The sequence below is a fragment of the Methylomonas subterranea genome (assembly GCF_024505185.1).
Lineage (GTDB): Bacteria > Pseudomonadota > Gammaproteobacteria > Methylococcales > Methylomonadaceae > Methylomonas > Methylomonas subterranea.
In genome coordinates this window covers 59,360-79,978 of sequence record NZ_JANIBJ010000021.1, presented here as the reverse complement: position 1 = coordinate 79,978, position 20,619 = coordinate 59,360, and the positions used below count along the sequence as shown (strand labels likewise).

17 protein-coding genes are annotated in these 20,619 nt (G+C 55.6%); 12 read left to right on the top strand and 5 right to left on the bottom strand.

What is annotated here, in order from left to right:
* Positions 1–4: 4 nt before the first annotated feature.
* Positions 5–1,225, top strand: a complete 1,221-nt coding sequence (nqrF, locus tag NP590_RS12425; RefSeq protein WP_256602748.1) for an NADH:ubiquinone reductase (Na(+)-transporting) subunit F — start codon at positions 5–7, stop codon at positions 1,223–1,225.
* 236 nt (positions 1,226–1,461) lie between these two features.
* Entirely contained in the window at positions 1,462–1,674 is a 213-nt protein-coding gene (nqrM, locus tag NP590_RS12420) for a (Na+)-NQR maturation NqrM (protein ID WP_256602747.1), read from the top strand.
* A gap of 47 nt (positions 1,675–1,721) precedes the next feature.
* On the opposite strand, the gene NP590_RS12415 is transcribed toward nqrM, so the two are convergent.
* Positions 1,722–3,380, bottom strand: coding sequence for an ATP-binding protein (locus NP590_RS12415; protein ID WP_256602746.1), 1,659 nt, complete (start codon positions 3,378–3,380; stop codon positions 1,722–1,724).
* Between the two features lie 111 nt (positions 3,381–3,491).
* Here NP590_RS12415 and folP point away from each other — a divergent pair, with 111 nt between their 5' ends.
* Genes folP through NP590_RS12395 form a run of 4 tightly spaced genes read left to right on the top strand, consistent with a single transcriptional unit; the run spans position 3,492 to position 11,773 of the window.
* Positions 3,492–4,310 (top strand): dihydropteroate synthase, encoded by an 819-nt coding sequence (gene folP / locus NP590_RS12410; protein WP_256602745.1) that lies wholly within the window; start codon positions 3,492–3,494, stop codon positions 4,308–4,310.
* A complete protein-coding gene (locus NP590_RS12405; protein WP_256602744.1) occupies positions 4,307–5,242 on the top strand; it encodes a 1-aminocyclopropane-1-carboxylate deaminase/D-cysteine desulfhydrase in 936 nt (311 codons plus the stop codon). The genes folP and NP590_RS12405 overlap by 4 nt, the downstream gene beginning before the upstream one ends.
* A 2-nt stretch (positions 5,243–5,244) precedes the next feature.
* Positions 5,245–7,584: a TonB-dependent receptor gene (locus NP590_RS12400; protein ID WP_256602743.1), complete on the top strand. Its 2,340-nt coding sequence runs from the start codon at positions 5,245–5,247 to the stop codon at positions 7,582–7,584.
* Between the two features lie 19 nt (positions 7,585–7,603).
* Positions 7,604–11,773: a two-component regulator propeller domain-containing protein gene (locus NP590_RS12395; RefSeq protein ID WP_256602741.1), complete on the top strand. Its 4,170-nt coding sequence runs from the start codon at positions 7,604–7,606 to the stop codon at positions 11,771–11,773.
* A gap of 57 nt (positions 11,774–11,830) precedes the next feature.
* Here NP590_RS12395 and NP590_RS12390 read toward each other — a convergent pair whose 3' ends face one another.
* The 3 genes from NP590_RS12390 to NP590_RS12380 all read right to left on the bottom strand — a co-directional run bounded on the left by NP590_RS12390 (position 11,831) and on the right by NP590_RS12380 (position 15,138).
* Positions 11,831–12,055 carry an REP-associated tyrosine transposase gene (locus NP590_RS12390; protein ID WP_305888671.1) on the bottom strand — a complete coding sequence of 75 codons (225 nt, stop codon included), beginning with the start codon at positions 12,053–12,055 and terminating at the stop codon, positions 11,831–11,833.
* A gap of 333 nt (positions 12,056–12,388) precedes the next feature.
* Entirely contained in the window at positions 12,389–14,470 is a 2,082-nt protein-coding gene (locus NP590_RS12385; RefSeq protein ID WP_256602740.1) for a carbon starvation CstA family protein, read from the bottom strand.
* A 323-nt stretch (positions 14,471–14,793) separates the two neighbouring features.
* Positions 14,794–15,138: a hypothetical protein gene (locus NP590_RS12380; protein ID WP_256602739.1), complete on the bottom strand. Its 345-nt coding sequence runs from the start codon at positions 15,136–15,138 to the stop codon at positions 14,794–14,796.
* Between the two features lie 266 nt (positions 15,139–15,404).
* Here NP590_RS12380 and NP590_RS12375 point away from each other — a divergent pair, with 266 nt between their 5' ends.
* On the top strand, positions 15,405–15,887 hold the full coding sequence (locus NP590_RS12375) for a cytochrome P460 family protein (RefSeq protein WP_256602738.1): 483 nt from the start codon (positions 15,405–15,407) through the stop codon (positions 15,885–15,887).
* A 15-nt stretch (positions 15,888–15,902) separates the two neighbouring features.
* Here the strand turns inward: NP590_RS12375 and NP590_RS12370 are convergent, their stop codons facing one another.
* Entirely contained in the window at positions 15,903–16,847 is a 945-nt protein-coding gene (locus tag NP590_RS12370) for a histone deacetylase family protein (protein ID WP_256602737.1), read from the bottom strand.
* A gap of 110 nt (positions 16,848–16,957) precedes the next feature.
* On the opposite strand from NP590_RS12370, the gene NP590_RS12365 reads away from it, so the two are divergent.
* From NP590_RS12365 to arsA, 5 genes are all read left to right on the top strand, one after another.
* On the top strand, positions 16,958–17,398 hold the full coding sequence (locus tag NP590_RS12365) for an NUDIX domain-containing protein (RefSeq protein ID WP_256602734.1): 441 nt from the start codon (positions 16,958–16,960) through the stop codon (positions 17,396–17,398).
* A gap of 230 nt (positions 17,399–17,628) precedes the next feature.
* The gene (locus NP590_RS12360) at positions 17,629–17,967 is read left to right on the top strand and encodes an ArsR/SmtB family transcription factor (protein WP_256602732.1); all 339 of its coding nucleotides are present in this window, start codon (positions 17,629–17,631) and stop codon (positions 17,965–17,967) included.
* 24 nt (positions 17,968–17,991) lie between these two features.
* Positions 17,992–18,471 (top strand): arsenate reductase ArsC, encoded by a 480-nt coding sequence (locus NP590_RS12355; RefSeq protein ID WP_256602730.1) that lies wholly within the window; start codon positions 17,992–17,994, stop codon positions 18,469–18,471.
* A 16-nt stretch (positions 18,472–18,487) separates the two neighbouring features.
* Positions 18,488–18,844, top strand: coding sequence for an arsenite efflux transporter metallochaperone ArsD (gene arsD, locus NP590_RS12350; RefSeq protein ID WP_256602729.1), 357 nt, complete (start codon positions 18,488–18,490; stop codon positions 18,842–18,844).
* A gap of 10 nt (positions 18,845–18,854) precedes the next feature.
* A complete protein-coding gene (gene arsA, locus NP590_RS12345; RefSeq protein WP_256602725.1) occupies positions 18,855–20,609 on the top strand; it encodes an arsenical pump-driving ATPase in 1,755 nt (584 codons plus the stop codon).
* The last annotated feature ends 10 nt before the right edge of the window (positions 20,610–20,619 follow it).

The window sequence follows — 20,619 nt, the reverse complement described above, 5'->3', positions numbered from 1 at the left end:
CGTAATGCTGGAAATTGCATTAGGTGTTATTTTTTTCACGGTCATCGTGATTGCGCTGGTGTTTCTGATCATCGGCGCAAAAAGCAAGTTGGTAGCCTCGGGCGATGTGGAGATTCTGATCAATGATGAAAAGAAAATTCATGTACCGGTAGGTTCCAAATTATTATCGGCTTTGGCCGACAATCAACTGTTTGTGTCGTCCGCCTGCGGCGGCGGCGGTACCTGCGGCCAATGCAAGGTTAAAGTGCATAGCGGCGGCGGCGATATTCTGCCGACCGAAATGTCGCATATCACCAAGCGGGAAGCCGCGCACGGCGAGCGTCTGGCCTGCCAGGTATCGGTCAAGCACGACATGAATATCGAAGTCGAGGACAGCGTATTCGGCGTGAAAAAGTGGGAGTGCACCGTCAAGTCCAACGACAACGTGGCAACCTTCATCAAGGAGTTGGTGCTGCAATTGCCGGAAGGCGAATCCATCAACTATCGGGCCGGCGGATATATACAAATCGAGTGTCCGCCGCACGTTTCCAGATATGCGGATATGGATATCGCAGAGGAATATCGTCCCGATTGGGATAAATTCAACCTGTGGCGTTATGTGTCCGATGTGAAGGAGCCAGTGCTGCGTGCCTATTCGATGGCATCCTACCCGGAGGAAAAGGAAATCATGCTGAACGTGCGGGTTGCTTCGCCACCGCCGGGCGCGCCGGATAGCGTTCCGCCGGGCAAGATGTCGTCTTTCATTTTTAACTTGAAGCCCGGCGATAAAGTGTTCGTTTCCGGTCCGTACGGCGAATTCTTCGCCAAGGAAACCGATGCCGAAATGGTCTTCATCGGCGGCGGTGCCGGTATGGCGCCCATGCGTTCGCATATCTTCGATCAGCTGCGCAGGCTGAAATCCAAGCGCAAAATGACCTTCTGGTATGGCGCGCGTAGTAAACGCGAAATGTTCTATGTGGAAGATTTCGACATGCTGGCCAAGGAAAACGATAATTTCGAATGGCATGTCGCTTTGTCTGACGCATTGCCGGAAGATAACTGGAAGGGTTATACCGGCTTCATTCACAATGTATTGTTCGAGGAATTCATCAAGAAGCATCCGAATCCGGAAGACTGCGAATATTACATGTGCGGACCTCCCATCATGAACTCATCGGTGATCAACATGCTGTTGGCCAATGGTGTCGATCCTGAAAACATCATGTTGGACGACTTTGGCGGCTAGGGATTCCGCCCGAAATAACTACCGCATGCTGCCTTCGGAGGCTGTCGTAAAAGCGTCCTCTCCCTGGGGGAGAGGGACTGATTGGCTTTTACGACAAGCTCCTCCGGGTATAAATGGGGTTTTATTTGGGGCGCCAGCCTAGGCTGAGTTTCCGCCGGTTCGGAACGGGGAGCGATCTAGCGATTTCTCCTCGTTTTTTGTTTTTTGGAGACCGAATAGATTTTAGGAGTACCACAATGACTTACTTTCTGATTACCTTCGCCTTTATGGCCATCGTGGTTGCCGTCATGGCGGTCGGTGTTATCTTCGGACGGCACGCCATCAAGGGTTCATGCGGAGGAACCGGCAATTGCGTATGCGAGGAAAAATGCGACAAGCGTAAGAAATTGGATGCGGAGCAAGCACAAGCCGAGCAGGCTATTGTGCTGGACAGTAAAATTAAAATTTAATCGCATCGGCGTTTGCGGAGTCCGCGCGGGAACCCCGGCGGCCCATATTACTGGCGGGTTTGTGTGCGCCAGTTATTCACAATACCTTCCACGTCCAGATCGTCGGGGCCTTCCCGCCAGCCGGTAAAGTAATCGACGTCGTTACTTTTCGGCTCGGGATTCGGCCGATAAATCTGCACCCGGGTAGGCAAGGGCGCGGCTTCACCCAACACCAGTGCTTCGCCTCGACCCAACGAAGTCAGGATGTCGGTCAAGTCGCCTTCCGCTTCCGGCACCAAGCCGCGAATGTATTCTTGGTCGTCCGGGTTGGTGGTTCTAAGGCAGATAAACGAGCTGCATTGCGCCAACATGGTTTCCGATAATTCGGTCGGCCGCTGGCTGACCACGCCAATGGACACTCCGTATTTGCGGCCTTCCTTGGCGATACGTTCCATCATCTTTTTGGTGCCGTCGAATTGGCCGCCTTTTTCGCGCGGGATGTAGGCATGGGCTTCCTCGCAGATCAAAGTGATGGGAAATTCCCGCCGCTTGGGGTTCCAATAGTTGAACTCGTAGGCCAGGCGGCCTACCTGCGCCGAAACAGCCGGCCTGACGTCGGTAGGCACCGAACTCAGGTCGACCACCGTGATGTTGGCCTTTTTCTCGCCCAAACCGATGAATTGCCGTAACAATTCCGCCATGCTGGCCGAACTGTTGCGTTTTTTGGGTTTCAGCAAGAAGTCGTAACGCACGTCGTTGAAACGGCTTTGCATGCGCACCAGAAATTGATCGAACTGGCCGAATAATGCGCCGTGGGTTTTGCCGAAGTCCTTGCGTTCTTCATTGGCGTTTTTAAATTGCATATACATTTCCGCCAACGAAAAATATATCGGCGTATCGATGGAAACCACACCCAAGCCAATTTCCTTGGCTTCCTTGCGTTTCAATTGTTGCAATACCTCGCGCATGAAAGCCATTTGCATCGAGGCACCGCGGTCGTCCTTGTCGATGAACAAATCCACCAATTCGGCATAGGACATCATCCAGTAAGGCATTTCCAGGTCGAGAGCGTCGACATAATTGACCAATTCGGCGGGAAAGGCCGATTCGATGCCGCCCTGATCGTTCTTCCAGCAGTATTCGCCGTGCAAATCCAGCATGATCAGATGGGTTTTCGGCATGGCCCGTATGGTATGTTGAATCAGACTGGTGACGGTCCAGGATTTACCCGAGCCCGATTGGCCGATGATGGCGAAATGGCGGCCGAACAAGGCGCGCGGATCCAGGCTTAAGTGATAGTCCTTGTGCGATGCCAGTTGGCCTATGAAGAATTGGTACTCGCGGAATTTGACGAAAATCGCATTGATTTCATTCAGACCGACGGCGTAAACGCCGGCACCCGGAGTGGGGTAATGGCGGACGCCGCGAATGAAGTTGTTGCTGTCGTTGATTTCGCCAACCGGGATCAGGGAAATCAGCCTATCCGTTGCGCGGTTGCCCAAATGGTCGAAGCGGTCGCGTTCGCTCATCTTGAATACCAAGGCCAAAACGCCAATCGCGCCTTGCCGAATCATGACGTACGAGCCTAAATTTCCGGCCAATATTTCTTCGTCGCCCACCTTGATTACCGGCGAGGCAGTGGAATGTTCCTCGATGATGCGGGCTTCCATGCCGTTGCCGCGTACTTCCACCAAGTGCCCAATCAGAATATGCTCGTTTTCCGCCATCGTAGTTCCGCCTGAGATAAAATTACCGCATAAAGCTTAGCCGATTTTTTAAGCACACCCGTTTTGTTATCCCATATTTCAAAGCTCATCACATTCGACCAAGATTATTCAATGTTCCAAGCGCACACTTCGCCCAAACTGATGGGCATCTTGAACCTAACTCCCGACAGTTTTTCGGATGGCGGTCTTTATACGGACTTGGCATCGGCCATGCGGCAGGTTGAAACGATGGTGGCCGAAGGAGTGGATATCGTGGACGTGGGCGGAGAATCGACTCGCCCCGGCTCGGATCCGGTTGCGGCGGACGAACAAATTCGACGGGTGTTACCGATCATAAAAGCCGTTCATGCCGATTTTCCTACGCTACCGATCAGCATCGATACTACTCGGTGGCAGGTTGCGGATGCGGCCTTGCGGGCCGGAGCCGCCATCATTAACGATATTTCCGCCGGACTGGACGATCCCGACATGTTCGCGCTGGCGGCGGCCAACAACTGCCCCATTATTCTGATGCACAAGCAAGGTACGCCCAAAACCATGCAGGACGCTCCGGATTATTCCGACGTGGTTTCGGAAGTAATAGCCCATTTACGGCAGCGCATCGATGCGGCTATCGTCGCCGGCATCAAACCCGAACAGATAGCCATAGATCCCGGCATCGGCTTCGGTAAGCGGAAACAAGACAACATCGATTTACTGGCCAATTTGCGCCAATTCGTCGAATTGGGCTATCCGGTTTTGTTGGGTGCCAGCCGTAAGCGCTTTATGGGTAGCATCTGCAACGTTTCCGAAGCGCATGAATTGGTTACCGCGACGGCGGTTACCACCGCACTGGGCGTTATGTCCGGCGTTACGATGTTCAGAGTGCATGATGTCAAAGCCAACCGGCAGGCGGCCGACATCGCCTGGGCCATCAAGCAGGCGCAATGACGGATCGACTTCATCCCCGCCTGCTGGCGTTACAGCGGCGTCTGGGGATTTCAAGCTTGACCCCGCTTGTCGATCCGAAACTATCGGCAAGCGGGATAGAGCTATGGATCAAAAGGGATGATTTGTTGCACCCGATTATTTCCGGTAACAAATGGCGCAAGCTGAAATACATACTCAACGATGCGCTAAATGTCGGCGCCCATACTCTGGTGAGCATGGGCGGGGCGTATTCCAATCATTTGCATGCCCTGGCTTATATCGGTAAATGCCTGGGTCTGAAAACCGTGGCCTATGTACGCGGCGAACAGCCGGCGATTTTCACCCCGACCTTGCGCGATTTAAGCCAATGGGGCATGGAGTTGCGCTTTGTCTCGCGTGGCGATTATCGGCGGTTGCGCGGGTTTAAAGGGATAGACATGCCGGATTTGCGTGCGGGCCAATATTGGCTACCGGAGGGCGGGGCGGCGGAATTGGCCTTAAAAGGGGTGGCGGAGATTGTCGATGAAATTCCCCTGGGCTATGAACATTTGTTTGTACCCTGCGGTACTGGAACCACACTGGCGGGTTTGATCGGCGCGGTACCCGCGCATTGCAGGGTAAGCGGGGTGGCGGTTCTGAAAGGCGCGGACTTTCTGCGCGCCGACGTAGCGCGCTTGTTGGCGGCGGATAGTGTTCATACTGATTGGCAAATCATACTAGACTATCATTTCGGAGGTTTTGCAAAATCCAGTCCCGCGTTGACAGAGTTCGTAAGTCAGTTTATCGCAGCGCACGGCATAACCCTGGAAGCGGTTTATTCCGGGAAACTGTTGTTTGCGATTTATGACTTGTTGCAAAAGGATTATTTCAAACGCGGCCAGCGCGTGGTCGTTATACATACCGGCGGACTGCAAGGGGCAAGACCGTGCATATCACATTCAGCAAACATGTAAACATGAACAAATCCGTCTGTCGTCCATTACACCCATACCCATGGTTCGCGTTGCGTTTTTTGTTGGCTTGGGCCGCTCCGGTGACGGCCGATGAAGTGACGGTGCTGGATAAGATGACAGTGGAGGGCACCAGCGTACCCGGCAATGGCATGCTGGCCCCGTCGAATTCGACGCGGGCCGGCAGTGTGATCACCCGGCAGGCGATAGAACAAAAAAACGTCCAGAACAATGTTTATCAAGCCATGGATTTGGTGCCGGGCGTCAATACCTATAGTTTCGACGCTTCGGGATTATTCGGCGGCAACATCCGCATGCGCGGCTTCAACAGCGATCAGATCGGGGTCAGCATCGACGGCGCGCCCATCAACGATGCCGGTAATTTTGCCGTGTACCCTTCCGAGCTGGTCGATCTGGAGAATCTGGAACAGATTGAAGTCATTCAGGGCGGCAATGGCAGCGATGCGCCCATGACCGGAGCGGTCGGCGGCTCTATAGGCATGCGCACTTCGAATCCGACCGATCAGGCCCGTTTTCGTGTGCAGCAAAGCTACGGTGCCTTCAACGCCTATAAAACCTTTTTGCGCGCCGATACGGGTTATCTGGCCGACAAGCGATTCAAGGCTTTTTTATCGGTTTCCAAGGCCGAGACCGACAAATTCAAGGGATACGGCGGCGCGGATCGTGAACATCTGGATTTTAAGGGCGTGCTGAATCTGTCGCCGGGCAACAGTATCACCGGCGGTATTTTGTATAACGAGTTGTTTAACCATAATTTTCGTACCTTAACCAAGCAGGAAATCGAAAAATTGGGCCGCGATGCGGATTTCGGCATGGTGCCGCCGCAACATCTGCCCGCTGTAAACGGTAGCGCGCAAAATGAAAGAACGGCAAACAGCGCGTTGCTGGCCAATGAAAATTACTACAATCTCAGCCTCAATCCTTATCGTAATTATCTGGCCACGCTGCAGGGCCGCTTCGAGCTGCTGCCGAACTTAAAGCTGGACATAGACCCCTATTACAATTACGGCTATGGTACCGGCGGCAACCAACTCAGGACCCTTGTCGAAGGTAACAACGCCATAAGAGCCGGCGATATCAACGGGGACGGCGATACGCTGGATACCGTGATGGTCTACAGCGGCTTTCTGACTGAAACCGATCGTCCCGGCGTGACCGCGCGCCTGCACAGCCAGTTGGCCAACCATAAACTGATGGCGGGTTACTGGTTCGATTATTCGTATCACCGCCGCACCATGCCCGCCGTGCGTTTCGATGCGGCAGGCAACGCCGCCGACCCCTGGCTGGAAGATGCGTCGCAATTCATATTACGGCGGGACGGTTCCGTTTATCAAAACCGCAATATGCTGACCAAAACCTCGTCGCAATCCTTTTTTGCCCAGGACGACATCGGCTTTTTGAATAACGACCTGCTGGTGTCGCTGGGCTTTCGTTACACCAGCGTGCAACGGGATTTCTATAATTATGCCAGCGAGTCCTTCGCGGGCGATTACAACGAGAAAGCCCGATATGCACGGCCCTTGCCGAACGTGGGGCTTCGTTATCAATTGACGGACAGGCAACAGCTCTTCGCCAGCCGGGCCGAAAACTTCAAGGCGCCGCCGGATTCTGTCTACTACGGTTTGGTTAGCGGTTCCAAGCGTAGATCCGTCAACGTGAAAGAAGAGGTTTCCACCAATTGGGAACTGGGCTACCGCTATTACCGGAACGACTTGTCCCTGACCGCCACGCTGTTTTATATCGATTACCGCGACCGCATCGCCTCCTCTTTCGATCAGATCAATGTCATCACTACAAACCACAATGTCGGCGATTCGACCACCAAGGGCGTGGAATTGGCGTCGGCGTGGCGATTTTTGCCGGAATGGTGTGTCTACGCTACGTTTTCCTACACCGACAGCAGAATCGAGCAGAATCTGCAAACCGGGGAAAGCAGTTTTGAAAATACCGGCGGGAAGACATTTCCGGATGTGCCCAAATTCTTGGCCGGCGCCGTGCTGCAGTACCGCAATGGGCCCTGGTCGGCCGATTTGTCCGCCAAATATACCGGACACCGTTATTCCACCCTGGTCAACGATGAGTCTTTAAGCGCTTATACGCTGGTGAATTTCGACGCCAGCTATCGCTTCCCCTCCAGCGGCTGGTTTCATGATCCCATGGTCAAGTTCAACGTTTACAACCTGCTGGACGAAGATTACCTGAGTCTCAACGCGCTGAGCGGCAGCAGTTTTACAACCCGCGCCCTGGGAACCGGGGGGCGGGCGCCGACTTATTTCGTTGGCGCGCCGCGCAGTTTCGGCGTCACGCTGTCCGCCGATTTTTGATATTACGACTCGAACACTCATGTCGCGCCTCTACTTCCTCGCAAGCAAATTTCCGCCGATAGCCGCCCTGATCGGTTTGCTGGCTTTTTCGCCAAACAGTCTCGGCGCGACCTCTGAATTGTTTATCAAGGAAACCCGCATTCCGAATGTCAGCCCAACTACCTCGATGATACAGGATAGACATGGTTTCATTTGGATGGCCAACTTTGCCCAGTTGCTGCGCTATGACGGATACGAGGCCAAGCAATACAAAAAGGCACCCGGCATTGAAGGCGCCTTGCAGTTCGATTCAATTACCAGCTTATTCGAAGACTGGCGGCAGCGGATCTGGATCGGTTCCAGAAACGGTCTGGCGGTATTCGATCCTGAAACGGAAATATTTAAAACCATCATTCAAGCGGAAACCGAACCTGAGTTTCCGGAGGCCGCCAATATCCGCAACATCGTTTCCGATGGCGAGAACGGCTTGTGGCTGGCTACCCGCGGCGGGCTGAGACACTTCTATCCCGATAGCGGGCAGTCCCGGATTTACCGGCATGACCCGCAACAGCCCCAGAGTTTGTCGGTCAACAACATCGAAGCCTTGGCCAGGGACCCTCAAGGCGGATTATGGTTGGGCACCTGGCCGGCCGGGCTGGATTATCTGCCCGCCGGCAGCGATCGGTTTTTGCATTATCACGTCGGCAGCGATAAGGCAGCGACCCTGGAAAATAACATCAAAAGTTTATTTTTCGACAGTCGGCAGCGCTTATGGCTGGGTACCGAAGCGGGCGTTTTCGTTTGGCAATTCGGTACCGATTGGATCGATAGGAAAAAATTGCCACTGCCGGGCACTATCGAAGATGTCAGGGTTTATCACTTTGCCGAAGATGCCAACGGCACAATTTGGGTGGCGACCGCCAAGGGCTTGATGCGGTGGGACGAGCAACAACACTCCTTCGATCTTTATCAGCAAAAAATGGAGGATCCCACCAGTCTGGCGGGCAATATCGCGACAGTATTGCTGGGCGATTATTCCGGCAGTTTGTTTATTGCCACCACGAATGGCGTCAGCAGAATCGATTTTACCAGCGGAGGGTTTGGCAAGCTGACTCCCAGGTCGCTGAAAGGGGCCGACGATAGCGTCAACAACGCGATTCGCTCGATCACCCTGAATTCCGCCCGTCAACTCTGGTTGGGTAGCTGGGAAGGGGCTTTATTGGTCGATGCCGGGCGTCGGCAAATTTTAGCTAAATTAACCTCCGTTTCCGGAGAAAAGGGACACGCCACCATCGGCATGGTGTACAGCCAATATCAGCAAGCCGACGGCATCCTCTGGTTGGGTACTCGAAACGGTCTGATTCGCTACGACGGCGATAATGGGCAGATGCGGCTAATCAATCTGGGCAATACGGCGAATAATTTCGTCAACAAAATTGTTCCCGGTCCCGATGGCGAGCTTTGGCTGGGTACGGGCGGCGGGTTGATTGAATACGATCCGGTACTGGGAATCAGGCGGCATTTTCAGCATGCTGAAAATCAGAAAAACGGTCTGCGCGACGATTCCGTCAACACGCTATTTATCGATCGGGCGGGCAGGGTGTGGGCTGGCGGTTCGTATGTGGCCGGGGATGGGTTGAGCGTTCTGGACCGCAAAACCGGCCAGTTTCGGAACTACGCCTACGATCCGAATGATGCCGCCAGTTTGCCCAGCGGCATGATTTTCAATATCGTTGAAGACGGGCAGGGCCGCATATGGTTGGCCACCGGACGGGGAATTTGCCAAGCGATTGAAACCGGCGAAGGCTTTAAGTTTCAGAATTACGGTGCCGATAACGGCTTACTGAACGAGTCTGTACAAAATCTGCAACCGGGTAGCGACGGGCTGCTTTGGTTTACCAGCAACAAGGAGGCCGTTTCAAGTTTTAATCCGGAAAATGCCCGCTTTAGCCATTATTCACTGCCGGTAGGGTTTACCAGCCGCGTCGAACCGGGCGGCATGGTGGTCGATGGCGAAGGTCTGATTTATGTCAGCGCCTCGGATGGCGTCATCGTTGTCGATCCCCGGCGCCTGAGCTTCAATCATATTCCGCCCAAACCGACCGTCACCGAAATCAGCATCGACAACCGTTCGCTGGATTTGGGGCTAAGGGATCCCGATATCAGGCTGCAAGGCAGTATCACCCGGCCGAAAAGCTTGAGTTTCCCCTGGGGGGCGAGAGTGTTGTCGCTGCGTTTTTCGGCCTTGCATTATGCCGATCCGTTAAGCAATCGCTATGCCTACAAACTGGACGGTTTCGACCGGGACTGGATAGAAGTCGATGCCAATAAAAGGGTTGCCACCTACACCAATCTGGACCCCGGACATTATGTGTTTCATCTTAAAGCCAGTAATAACGCCGGCGTTTGGGATGAAACCGCGCTTAGTTTACCCGTAACGATTGTTCCGCCCTTCTGGCAAACGGCTTGGTTTCGCGCTTTGTCGGCCATCGCCTTCTTGTCGTTGCTGTTGCTACTCTACTACTGGCGCGTGCGGCGCTTGCAACGCATTCAACAGCATCTGGAAACCCAAGTGGCGGCCCGCACGCGCGAATTGACGGAAATGCATCAACAGGCCTTGGCCGCGGTCAAGATCAAGAGTGCCTTTTTAGCCAATATGAGCCATGAAATCCGTACCCCGATGAATGCCATCATCGGAATGAGCGAACTGGCCCTGGAAACGCCATTAAATCGGAAACAGCGCAATTATCTGGAAAAAATAAAAACCTCTTCCAAATGGCTACTCGGTATCGTCAACGACATCCTGGATTATTCCAAACTGGAAGCGGGCAAATTGACGCTGGAACACACCGTGTTTTATCTGGATGATGTGTTGCAGTATTTAAAAGACCTCACGCCGACATTGTTGGGCGATAAAGCCCTTGAGATCGCTTTTACCGTGGATGACGATGTGCCGAGGGCTTTATGGGGCGACCCCTTGCGGCTGGGGCAAGTGTTGCTGAATTTATTGAGCAACGCCATCAAGTTTACCGAGGCGGGGCACGTCAGCCTGAAGGTTCGCTGTCCGCGGCTTGAAGAACGCCGCGCCCATATCTATTTCAGCGTTAGCGATAGCGGAATCGGCTTGTCCGATCAGCAACAAAGCCACCTGTTCGAAGCCTTCAATCAGGGCGACAATTCCACAACCCGAAAATACGGCGGTACCGGCCTGGGGCTATCGATCTGCAAGAATCTGATCAGTGCCATGGGCGGCACTATCGGCGTGATCAGCGAGTTGGGCAAGGGCAGCGATTTTTATTTTACCATCGAGCTGGAACTGGCCGAGGCGCGTCCGCTCGACGTCGTGGCCGAACCGGCGCTCGGACCTGAAACCGTGGCGGCTTTGCAGCATGCCTATCTGTTGGTGGTGGAGGATAATCCCATCAACCAGGAGCTATTGCTGGAGGTACTGGCCAACAAGGGTATACGGGCCGATTTGGCGGTCAATGGCGCGGAAGCCCTGGATATGGTCGATCGCAAAAGCTATTCCGCTGTTTTGATGGATTGCCTGATGCCGGAAATGGACGGTTATGCGGCGACCCGCGCCATTCGGAAAAACCCCCGGCATGCCGATTTACCCATTATCGCAATGACGGCAAATGTAATGGACTCCGATCGCGCGCAATGTCTGGAAAGCGGCATGAACGATCATGTCGGCAAACCGGTCGATTGGACGCAATTGTTCAACGTGCTGACTCGCTGGATCAAGCCGGGGGAACAAGCCTTGTCCGAAGCCGTCACGACTGCAAGCCGGCTTGACGAATGGGGGTTTCCGCAACTGACCGGCGTGGATAGCCGGCAAGCGCAATTGCTGACGGGGAACAATTCGGCGGTGTACCGCAAGCTGCTGGGTTTGTTTCGGGATAAACACGGCAACGACTGGGCGCAAATACAAAGCTATTATCAAGCCCGGGATTACGAGAATGCCACCCAGATGATTCATAAATTGTTGGGCAGCGTACAATCGGTGGCTCATCATGCGCTGGTGGAAATTCTGTCCGAGCTGGAAGGCGCTGTAAATCATCCGCCCACGCTAGCCTTGCAGGCCAAATGGGATCAGGCCGAAACCCTGTTACGGCAATTGCTGGCGGAAATCGGGCAGCTATTCGATACCGGCGAGACCGGAAGGATGCGGGCGCTCGAACTGGATAATGAGCGGAGGCCGCGTTAAAAATCCCCCAGGCCCTCTTTGTCAAATAGATGTGTGGGTCTTAATGAGCCGCCAGCGTCAACTAAAATCATCGTCACCTTCCGGCAAAGTCCAAATGGTATGGATATGTTCCGGTAAAACAACCATCGCGTCGATATTAAATGGGTGTTGATCTTTTACGTTACGAAAAGACACGCGAAGCAGCTCAATCCTATCGGTTAGCAAAGTCCGATTTCGTTCAGCCAAATTGACTTTGAAAAAATAACAACCGCCTTTGAGGCGATGTCGACGATATTCTGTCATATCCCATTTATCGGCGTTTTGTTTGATGGGTTTCGCTTCGCTCTACCCATCCTACTGTGTCGGCAATTGGCTCACCCCAAGTCATTGGATAATTTCAGTCGGATGTCTCCTATGGGTCGGTCTTTGTCGGTCGCTGCTGACACATACTTCGAAAAATAACCAGTCCAGGAAACGTAGGCGAACAGGTGCGGAACTTCGAGGCACCAATCGGCAGTTGCAAATAATCCCGGTTTGAATGCACGCCAGTTGCATTTAATTCCGGCCGTGGTTTAGGGGTTTTTGATTGCCGGTTGCTACAGTTAGGCTGATGGGATCAAATGCCAAATGCATTCCTTAGTCCCTGACCCAAGCTTCGACCAGCCGACTGGGAATATGCGCCGATTCGCTGGAGCGGGGGTAGTTTTTGCCGGTAATCACGCAATAAATCACGCGCAGGGTGTCGCCCACCAACAGCCAGGTGATCAGCATGAATACAGAGGTCAGACCGGCATTCAGATAATCGTTGAATATCAGATGCGGCGCCTTGACGGCCATATCGGCCCCCAATTCCCCGGCCGCCAGTTTCCCCGACAAGTCGGCGGCATGCGCTAAAAACCCCACCCTCAAATCGGCCGAAAACAATTTTTCCCAGGCCGCGCTGCTGGTGATAATAATCAACCAGGTCAAGGGCAGGGCGGTAACCCAGGCGTATTTCAATTTTCCGCTTTTGACCAGTATGGTGGTGCCCACGCACAAGGCAATCGCCGCCAGCATTTGGTTGGCGATGCCGAACAGCGGCCACAAGCTGTTGATGCCGCCCAGCGGGTCGATAGTGCCCATGTATAAAAAGTATCCCCAGGCACCGACCACCAGGGCGCTGGTAAACATAATGCTCGGATAAGAGCCGGATTTACCCAAAGCCGGCTTGAAGTTGCCCAGTATGTCCTGCAACATGAAGCGGGCCACCCGGGTGCCGGCATCCAGCGTCGTCAAAATAAACAGCGCCTCGAACATGATGGCGAAGTGATACCAAGCCGCCAATAAATGCGCGCCGAATACCTGGGCGAACAGACTGGCCATGCCGACCGCCAGTGACGGAGCCCCGCCGGTACGGGCGAACAGCGTGGATTCGCCCATGGTTTGGGCCAGGGTTTGCATTTGCTCTACGCCGACCGGAAAACCCCAGCCGCTGATTTTGGCCACCGCATCCGCCGCCTCGGCTCCCACTATGCCGGCCGGGCTGTTTATGGCGAAATACACCCCGGGTTCCAGCACGCTGGCGGCTATCATGGCCATGATGGCGACAAAGGATTCCATCATCATGGCCCCGTAACCGATGAAACGGGCGTCCTGTTCGTTGGCCAATAATTTGGGCGTGGTGCCGGACGAAATCAGGGCGTGGAAGCCGGAAATGGCCCCGCAGGCAATGGTGATGAAGACGAACGGAAACAGTTTGCCGCCGAAAATCGGTCCGCTGCCGTCGATGAATTGGGTCAAGGCCGGCATTTTCAGCTCCGGCCGCAATACCACAATGGCGATTGCCAGGGCGGCAATGGTGCCCAGCTTCATAAAGGTGGAGAGATAATCGCGCGGTGCCAACAGCAGCCACACGGGTAACACGGCGGCGGCAAAGCCGTACAGAATCACCATGACGGCCAGCTGGGGCGCATCATAGTCGAACCAACCGCGGATGACGGGGTTTTCATCGATCCAACCGCCGCCCAGTACCGCGCCGATCAACAGCGATACGCCGATCAAAGTGGCTTCCAGCACCCGTCCCGGACGCAAGTGGTGCAGATAGCAGCCCATCAGGACGGCGATGGGGATGGTCGCGGCCACGGTGGCGGTGGCCCAGGGGCTGTGTTTCATGGCGTTCACCACCACCAGGCCCAGCACGGCGATCAGAATGATCATGATCATCATCACTCCCAGCATGGCCGCGCCGCCACCGATGGGACCGAGCTCGTCCTTGGCCATTTGCCCCAGCGAGCGGCCGTCGCGGCGTACCGAGAAAAACAGCGTGACGAAATCCTGTACGCAGCCGCCCAGCACCGCGCCGATCAAAATCCACAAGGTGCCGGGCAAATAACCGAATTGCGCCGCCAGGGTGGGGCCGATCAAGGGGCCGGGGCCGGCAATCGCCGCAAAATGATGGCCGAACACCACCCATTTGTGGGTGGGCATGAAATCGCGGCCGTCGTTGAAACGTTCGGCGGGCGTGGCGCGGCCGGCATCCAGCACCAATACCTTGGCGGCGATAAAAGCACTGTAAAAACGATAGCCCAAGGCATAGACGCATAGGGCCGCCACCACCAGCCACATGCTGTTGATGGATTCGCCGCGCCGCAAGGCGATGCCGGCGACGGCGGTCGCGCCTATCAGCGCAACGCAGAACCAGAACAAGGTGTAGGGTAGGCGTTTATGGTTGCCGGACATGGCGGATTCCTTCGAGCGGTGCAATGGGTGGGTTGAAAATAGCAGCGAATGGTAGCACGGGAAGGCGGTGGGTGGGTGTTGCCGGCCGGACCTCCGGCCCGGCAACACCGCGTTTAGGGTGCCGGATTCAGCACGGGAGTTTTTGTCGGTAGCTGGCGCAAATCCTTTCGCCGGCTATGCCGTAAATGACAAAAAATAGGTTGGCGTAGCGTAAGCCAACAAAATCAGAATGTTGGGCTGGATGGGATCCAGCTTGGCTTGGCTATTGGCTGAGGGTGGGCATCGATTTGAAACGATGCCGAATCCTTGCGGTCAGCAAGCCCTTACAGCGACTTATAGAGTTCGATGGCTTTATTCAAGTCGTCGGACGATCCTTTGATATCGCCGCCCTTGGTTTTGATCTGGCCTTGAATGACCAAGGCGTTCGCGGCCTGAACCACGTCGTCATGGCCGGAAATTTTTTCCGCCGCCGCGCGGGCGGCTTTTAAATGTACCCGGGCGGTATTGAAATCGCTGTTTTGGATTTCGGCCAGCGCCGACTCGATATGCGAAATGACTTCGCCGGCCACGGGACTGTCGGTGCTGGTTTCCGCGTAAGCCAAGTTGCCGATTGCGCCGGCGGAGAAGGTAAGAATAATGGCCAGCATGGAGGTTTTAAGAATTTTCATAATAAGGATAATTTTGAAGAGGAGCGTGAAAAGGAGGGTGGGAGTAATCGGCGAAGCGCCGTCAGCCCACCGGCATTGTAGCCGAATCCGCTCTCGGGTAAGTGACAGTTTCGTTAACGCGACCGGCCCTTGCCGCCAATTTCCACTGGCTGTCGGGCGCTGCATCATTGTAGTCGTACCGAATTAGTCCAGCGGTACCGTCGGCAAATGGTTAAAATCCCGTTGCGCTTTTCCGCAAACTCAACCGCTGATTATGGAGGATGACCATGAATAAAATTTCTACCGCTGTTTTGCTGCTCGCCACGGCGGCTTTCGCCACCGCGTCGCGCGCCGAAGCCCCGGCCGCCAAGCCGGTACACGGCGAATATAAAGACTGGCTGACTTTGAGCATATCCCATCGTTTGGAAAAACAACTGATGCGGACGATTCTGGGCAACGAGGTTGCCATCAAGGCGGCGCGTGCCGGCAACACCAAGCCCTGGCCGGACGGCAGCATTATCGCCAAGGTCGGCTGGAAGGAAAAAACCCATCCCAATTGGCCGCAAGCCGTGGTTCCCGGCGAATTTGCCGGCGCCGAAGCCATGATCAAGGACAGTAAAAAATATGCCGAAACCGGCGGTTGGGGCTTTGGGCATTGGGAAGGCAACAAACTGGTGATGAACGACAAGGAAAAATCCGCCACCTGTTTCGCCTGCCACGCGCCGATGAAAGATAACGATTACGTCTACACCGCGCCGGTTCTGCAATAAAACCCTGGGGGCGTTTTATCCGCCCCCATCCGTTCCCATCAGTCCCCTGACATGGGCGGCTACACTGGCCGCCAAAGCGGTCAAATGGTAACCGCCCTCCAGCGCGGAAATAATGCGTCCTTGGCAGCATTCGTCGGCGATCATCCTTAATTGTCGACTTACCCAGGCGTAATCGTCGGCTTCCAGGCGTAACGATGCCAGCGGATCGTCTTTATGGGCATCGAATCCGGCTGAAACAAACAACAGTTGCGGCGCGAACTTTTTCAGCGCCGGGAAAATGATTTCGCGATATTTGGCCCGGAAAGTGTTGCCGTCGGTGCCAGTGGGCAAGGGCACGTTGATGATATTGCCCACTCCGTTCTCGGAAGGGTGGCCGCTGCCCGGATAATGCGGCCATTGGTGGCTGGAGGCGTATAGCACTTGCGCTTGCCGGTAAAACGCCGCCTGGGTACCGTTACCGTGATGCACGTCGAAATCCACAATCGCGAGGCGTTCCAAGCCGTAATGGCGGCGGGCATATTCGGCCGCAATGGCAACATTGTTGAACAGGCAAAACCCCATCGGATAGCCCGGCATGGCGTGATGCCCCGGCGGACGAACCGCGCAAAATGCCTGTCCGGCCTCGCCGGAGATAATTCTGTCCACTGCGTCGCATACCGTGGCCACCGCCCGCAGGGCGGCCGCCCTGGAGCCGGGGGAGGCTACCGTATCGGCGTCGAAGTAGCTCAGGCCCTCGGCGGGTATGCCGCTCAATACCCGCGCAATCATGGTCGGAGTATGAATCAGGCACAGCTTGGCCTCGATGTCTTCGGGAATAGTCGCGGTTCGGCGCGACAGGCCCGGAAATCCGGCGGCGCTCAATGCCGTTTCGATGGCCCGCAAACGGGCCGGGCTCTCCGGGTGGCCGGGCCCGGTGTCGTGAGCCAGAAAATCGGCATCTGCATAATAAAGCATGGTCATAACACCTCTCCCAATATACCCCGCCAATGGTTACCCTATGCGGGATGACTGGCTTAAAATCAAGCCTCCCGCTAGAATTCCATCCATTTGAGCCCATCGCGAGGTTTACCATGGCAAAACCCGTCACGCCGCTGCTCGCGGCGGATATTCTGATCGAATTGATCGACGATCCGCAACACCCATTCGTTTTGATCGAACGCGCCTTTCCACCCTACGGCTGGGCGGTACCCGGCGGCTTTGTCGATGTCGGGGAAACCGTGGAGCGGGCCGCCATTCGCGAAGCAAAGGAAGAAACCGGTCTGGATGTGACATTGACGGCCCTGCTCGGCATCTATTCGAATCCCGCCCGCGACCCGCGCAATCATACGGTTACGGCGGTTTACGTGGGTCGGGCCCATGGCATGCCGTTGGCGGCGGACGACGCCAAAAACTGCGGCCTGTTCAATTTCGACAACCTGCCCGCGCGGCTGGCTTTCGATCACGCCCAGGTGCTGGCCGATTATCGCGAATTTCGGCGCAACGGCAGGGTGGCGCCGTTGCGCGCGGATTAGATACATCAAGCACCCGCCCTAGCCTGAAAGCACATGGCGACTTTTCCGTTTGCATGGAAAGTCGTCCTCGAGCGCCGGGCCGGCCTTGGACATTTACCAGCGCTTGCCAACAGGCGCAATTTCGCTTGTTTTTTATGATTAGCCAAAAGGCCTGCCGCAGTGCGGGCATGAAAATACCGCAAGGCGAAAACAATATTTTTATATTTCAATAATTGTTGTATAGTTGACTCATGGATAAACAAATCGCCACCACCCTGTTTGAATCGTTGGCTTCCGGCATCCGGCTGGATATATTTCGCTTATTGGTAAAACATGCTCCCACGGGTTTGGTTGCCGGCGAAATTGCCGCCGAATTGACTTTGCCGCCGACCAATCTGTCGTTTCACCTGAAAGCCATGACGCATGCCGACTTGCTCAACGTGACTCAGGAAGGGCGCTACCAGCGTTATCGGGCAAATTTGTCGGTGATGCAGGCGCTGGTGGATTATTTGACGGCCGAATGTTGTGCCGGGCATCCGGAGCATTGCTTCGATGCCGGCGAGGCATCGGCATGTTGCCACAAAGACTGAACCACCAAGCCAACGGACCAAACCATGAACGTGTTATTTCTATGTACCGGTAATTCCTGTCGCTCCCTGATGGGCGAAGCCGTTTTCAACCATCTGGCTCCGGCGGGCTGGCATGCGATCAGCGCTGGCAGCAAGCCCATCGGCCGCTTGAACAGCGGCGCGGTGGCATTGCTGCAAGAAAAGGGCATCTCCATCGAGGGCTATTACAGCAAATCCTGGAACGACCTGCCGACCGCGCCGGACATCGTCATCAGCGTCTGCGGCAATGCCGCCAATGAAACCTGTCCGGCTTATCTAGGCTCGGTCATGCGCAGCCATTGGGGTGTGGAAGACCCGGCCCATGCCCAAGGCACCGAAGCGGAAATCAAGGCCGCTTTCGAGACTGCCTACGGCATTTTGCGCCACCGCATCGAGACCTTCCTGGCCCTGCCGTTGGATGAGTTAAAAAACGATCCAACGCGTCTGCAAGCCGAGTTGGACCGTATCGGCGGCTTGTTACCTTGATTTTTGGGAGTTTGTCATGAGCACTATTCAAATTTTCGATCCTGCTTTATGTTGCAGCACCGGCGTTTGCGGGGTGGACGTCGATCAGCAATTGGTGGATGTATTCGCCGACATCGATTGGGCCAAGCAAAACGGCGCGCAAATCGAGCGCTTCAACCTCGCTCAACAACCGCTGGTCTTTGCGGAAAACCCGGTGGTCAAAGCGTTTTTGGAACGCTCCGGCGCTGAAGCGCTGCCTTTGATTCTGCTCGATGGCGAAGTGGCGCTGGCAGGCCGCTATCCTAATCGAAGCGAACTGGCGCGCTGGGCCGCCATCGATACCGTTGCGGAAAATCCAGCGTCCGGCTGTTGCAGCGGCGGCAAGTGCTGCTAAGGTCCACGCCATGAAATTCCTCGATCGACCGCCGCGCTTTTTGTTTTTTACCGGCAAGGGCGGCGTCGGCAAGACCTCGGTGGCCTGCGCCACGGCCATTCATTTGGCCGAGACCGGTCGCAAGGTGCTGCTGGTCAGTACCGACCCGGCCTCCAATGTGGGCCAAGTATTCGGCGTCAACATCGGCAACACCATCACGGCGATAGCAAACGTGCCCGGCTTGTCGGCGCTGGAGATCGACCCGCAAGCGGCCGCCCAAGCCTACCGCGACCGCATCGTCGGGCCGGTGCGGGGATTGTTGCCGGAATCCGTCGTCAAAAGCATGGAAGAACAACTATCCGGTGCTTGCACCACTGAAATCGCCGCCTTCGACGAATTCACCGCGCTGCTGACCGATAGCGCGCTGACGGCTGGCTATGACCATATCGTGTTCGATACCGCGCCGACCGGCCACACCATGCGCCTGTTGCAACTGCCCGGCGCCTGGAGCGGTTTCTTGGACGCCGGCAAGGGCGATGCATCCTGTCTGGGACCGTTGGCGGGCCTGGAGAAACAGCGCGAGCAATACAAGGCCGCCGTCGACGCCTTGGCCGATAGCCGGCGCACGCGTTTGATTCTGGTTGCGCGCGCCCAGCAAGCCCCCTTGCGCGAAGTCGCTCGCACTCATGCGGAACTGGCGGCGATTGGCTTGTCGCAACAGCATTTGCTCATCAACGGCATCCTGCCGCAAAGCGAAGCTGAAAATGATCCGCTAGCAGCCGCCATACACGAACGCGAACTCGCCGCGCTGCAAAACATGCCCGACGTTTTGCAAAGGCTGCCGTGCGACAGGCTGATGCTGAAGCCGTTCAATATGGTGGGCCCGACCGCATTGCGGCAACTATTCGAAGACACCCCCACAACGACCGAAATCGCCGTCGATTCGCCTCTGGAACCGGACGAACCCAAGCTGTCCGATCTGGTGGATGAAATCGCCCAAGACCAACACGGTTTGATTCTACTGATGGGTAAGGGCGGCGTCGGCAAAACCACCCTGGCCGCCGCCATTGCGGTGGAATTGGCCCGGCGCGGATTGCCGGTGCACCTGACCACATCGGACCCAGCCGCACATTTGAGCGAGACCCTGAACGGCACGCTGGACAATCTGGCCGTCAGCCGCATCGACCCGCAACAGGAAACCGAACGCTACCGCCAGTATGTGCTGGAGACCAAGGGCGCTAAATTGGATGAGCAAGGCCGCGCCTTATTGGAGGAAGACCTGCGCTCTCCCTGCACCGAGGAAATCGCGGTGTTCCAGGCCTTTTCCGCCATCATTCGCGAAGCGGACAGCCAGTTCGTGGTGATGGACACCGCGCCGACCGGCCATACCTTGCTGTTGCTGGATGCCACCGGCGCCTATCACCGCGAAGTCGGCCGGCAAATGGACGCCAAGGACTTGCATTACACGACGCCGTTAATGCGCTTACAGGACCAGCATCGCACCAAGGTGCTGATCGTCACGCTGGCGGAGACCACGCCGGTATTGGAAGCCGCCAATCTGCAAGCCGACCTGAAACGCGCCGGCATGGCTGTCTGGGCCTGGATCATCAATGCCAGCGTCGCGGCAAGTAAAGCTAAATCGCCATTACTGCGACAAAGGGCGGCTAATGAGCTACCCGAAATCGAGGCCGTCGCCACGCAACATACCCAGCGGCATGCCGTGGTGCCTTTGCTGCAACAAGAGCCAATAGGCGTCGAACGCTTGCTGACGCTGGTCGGCCATTAATAGATTGATA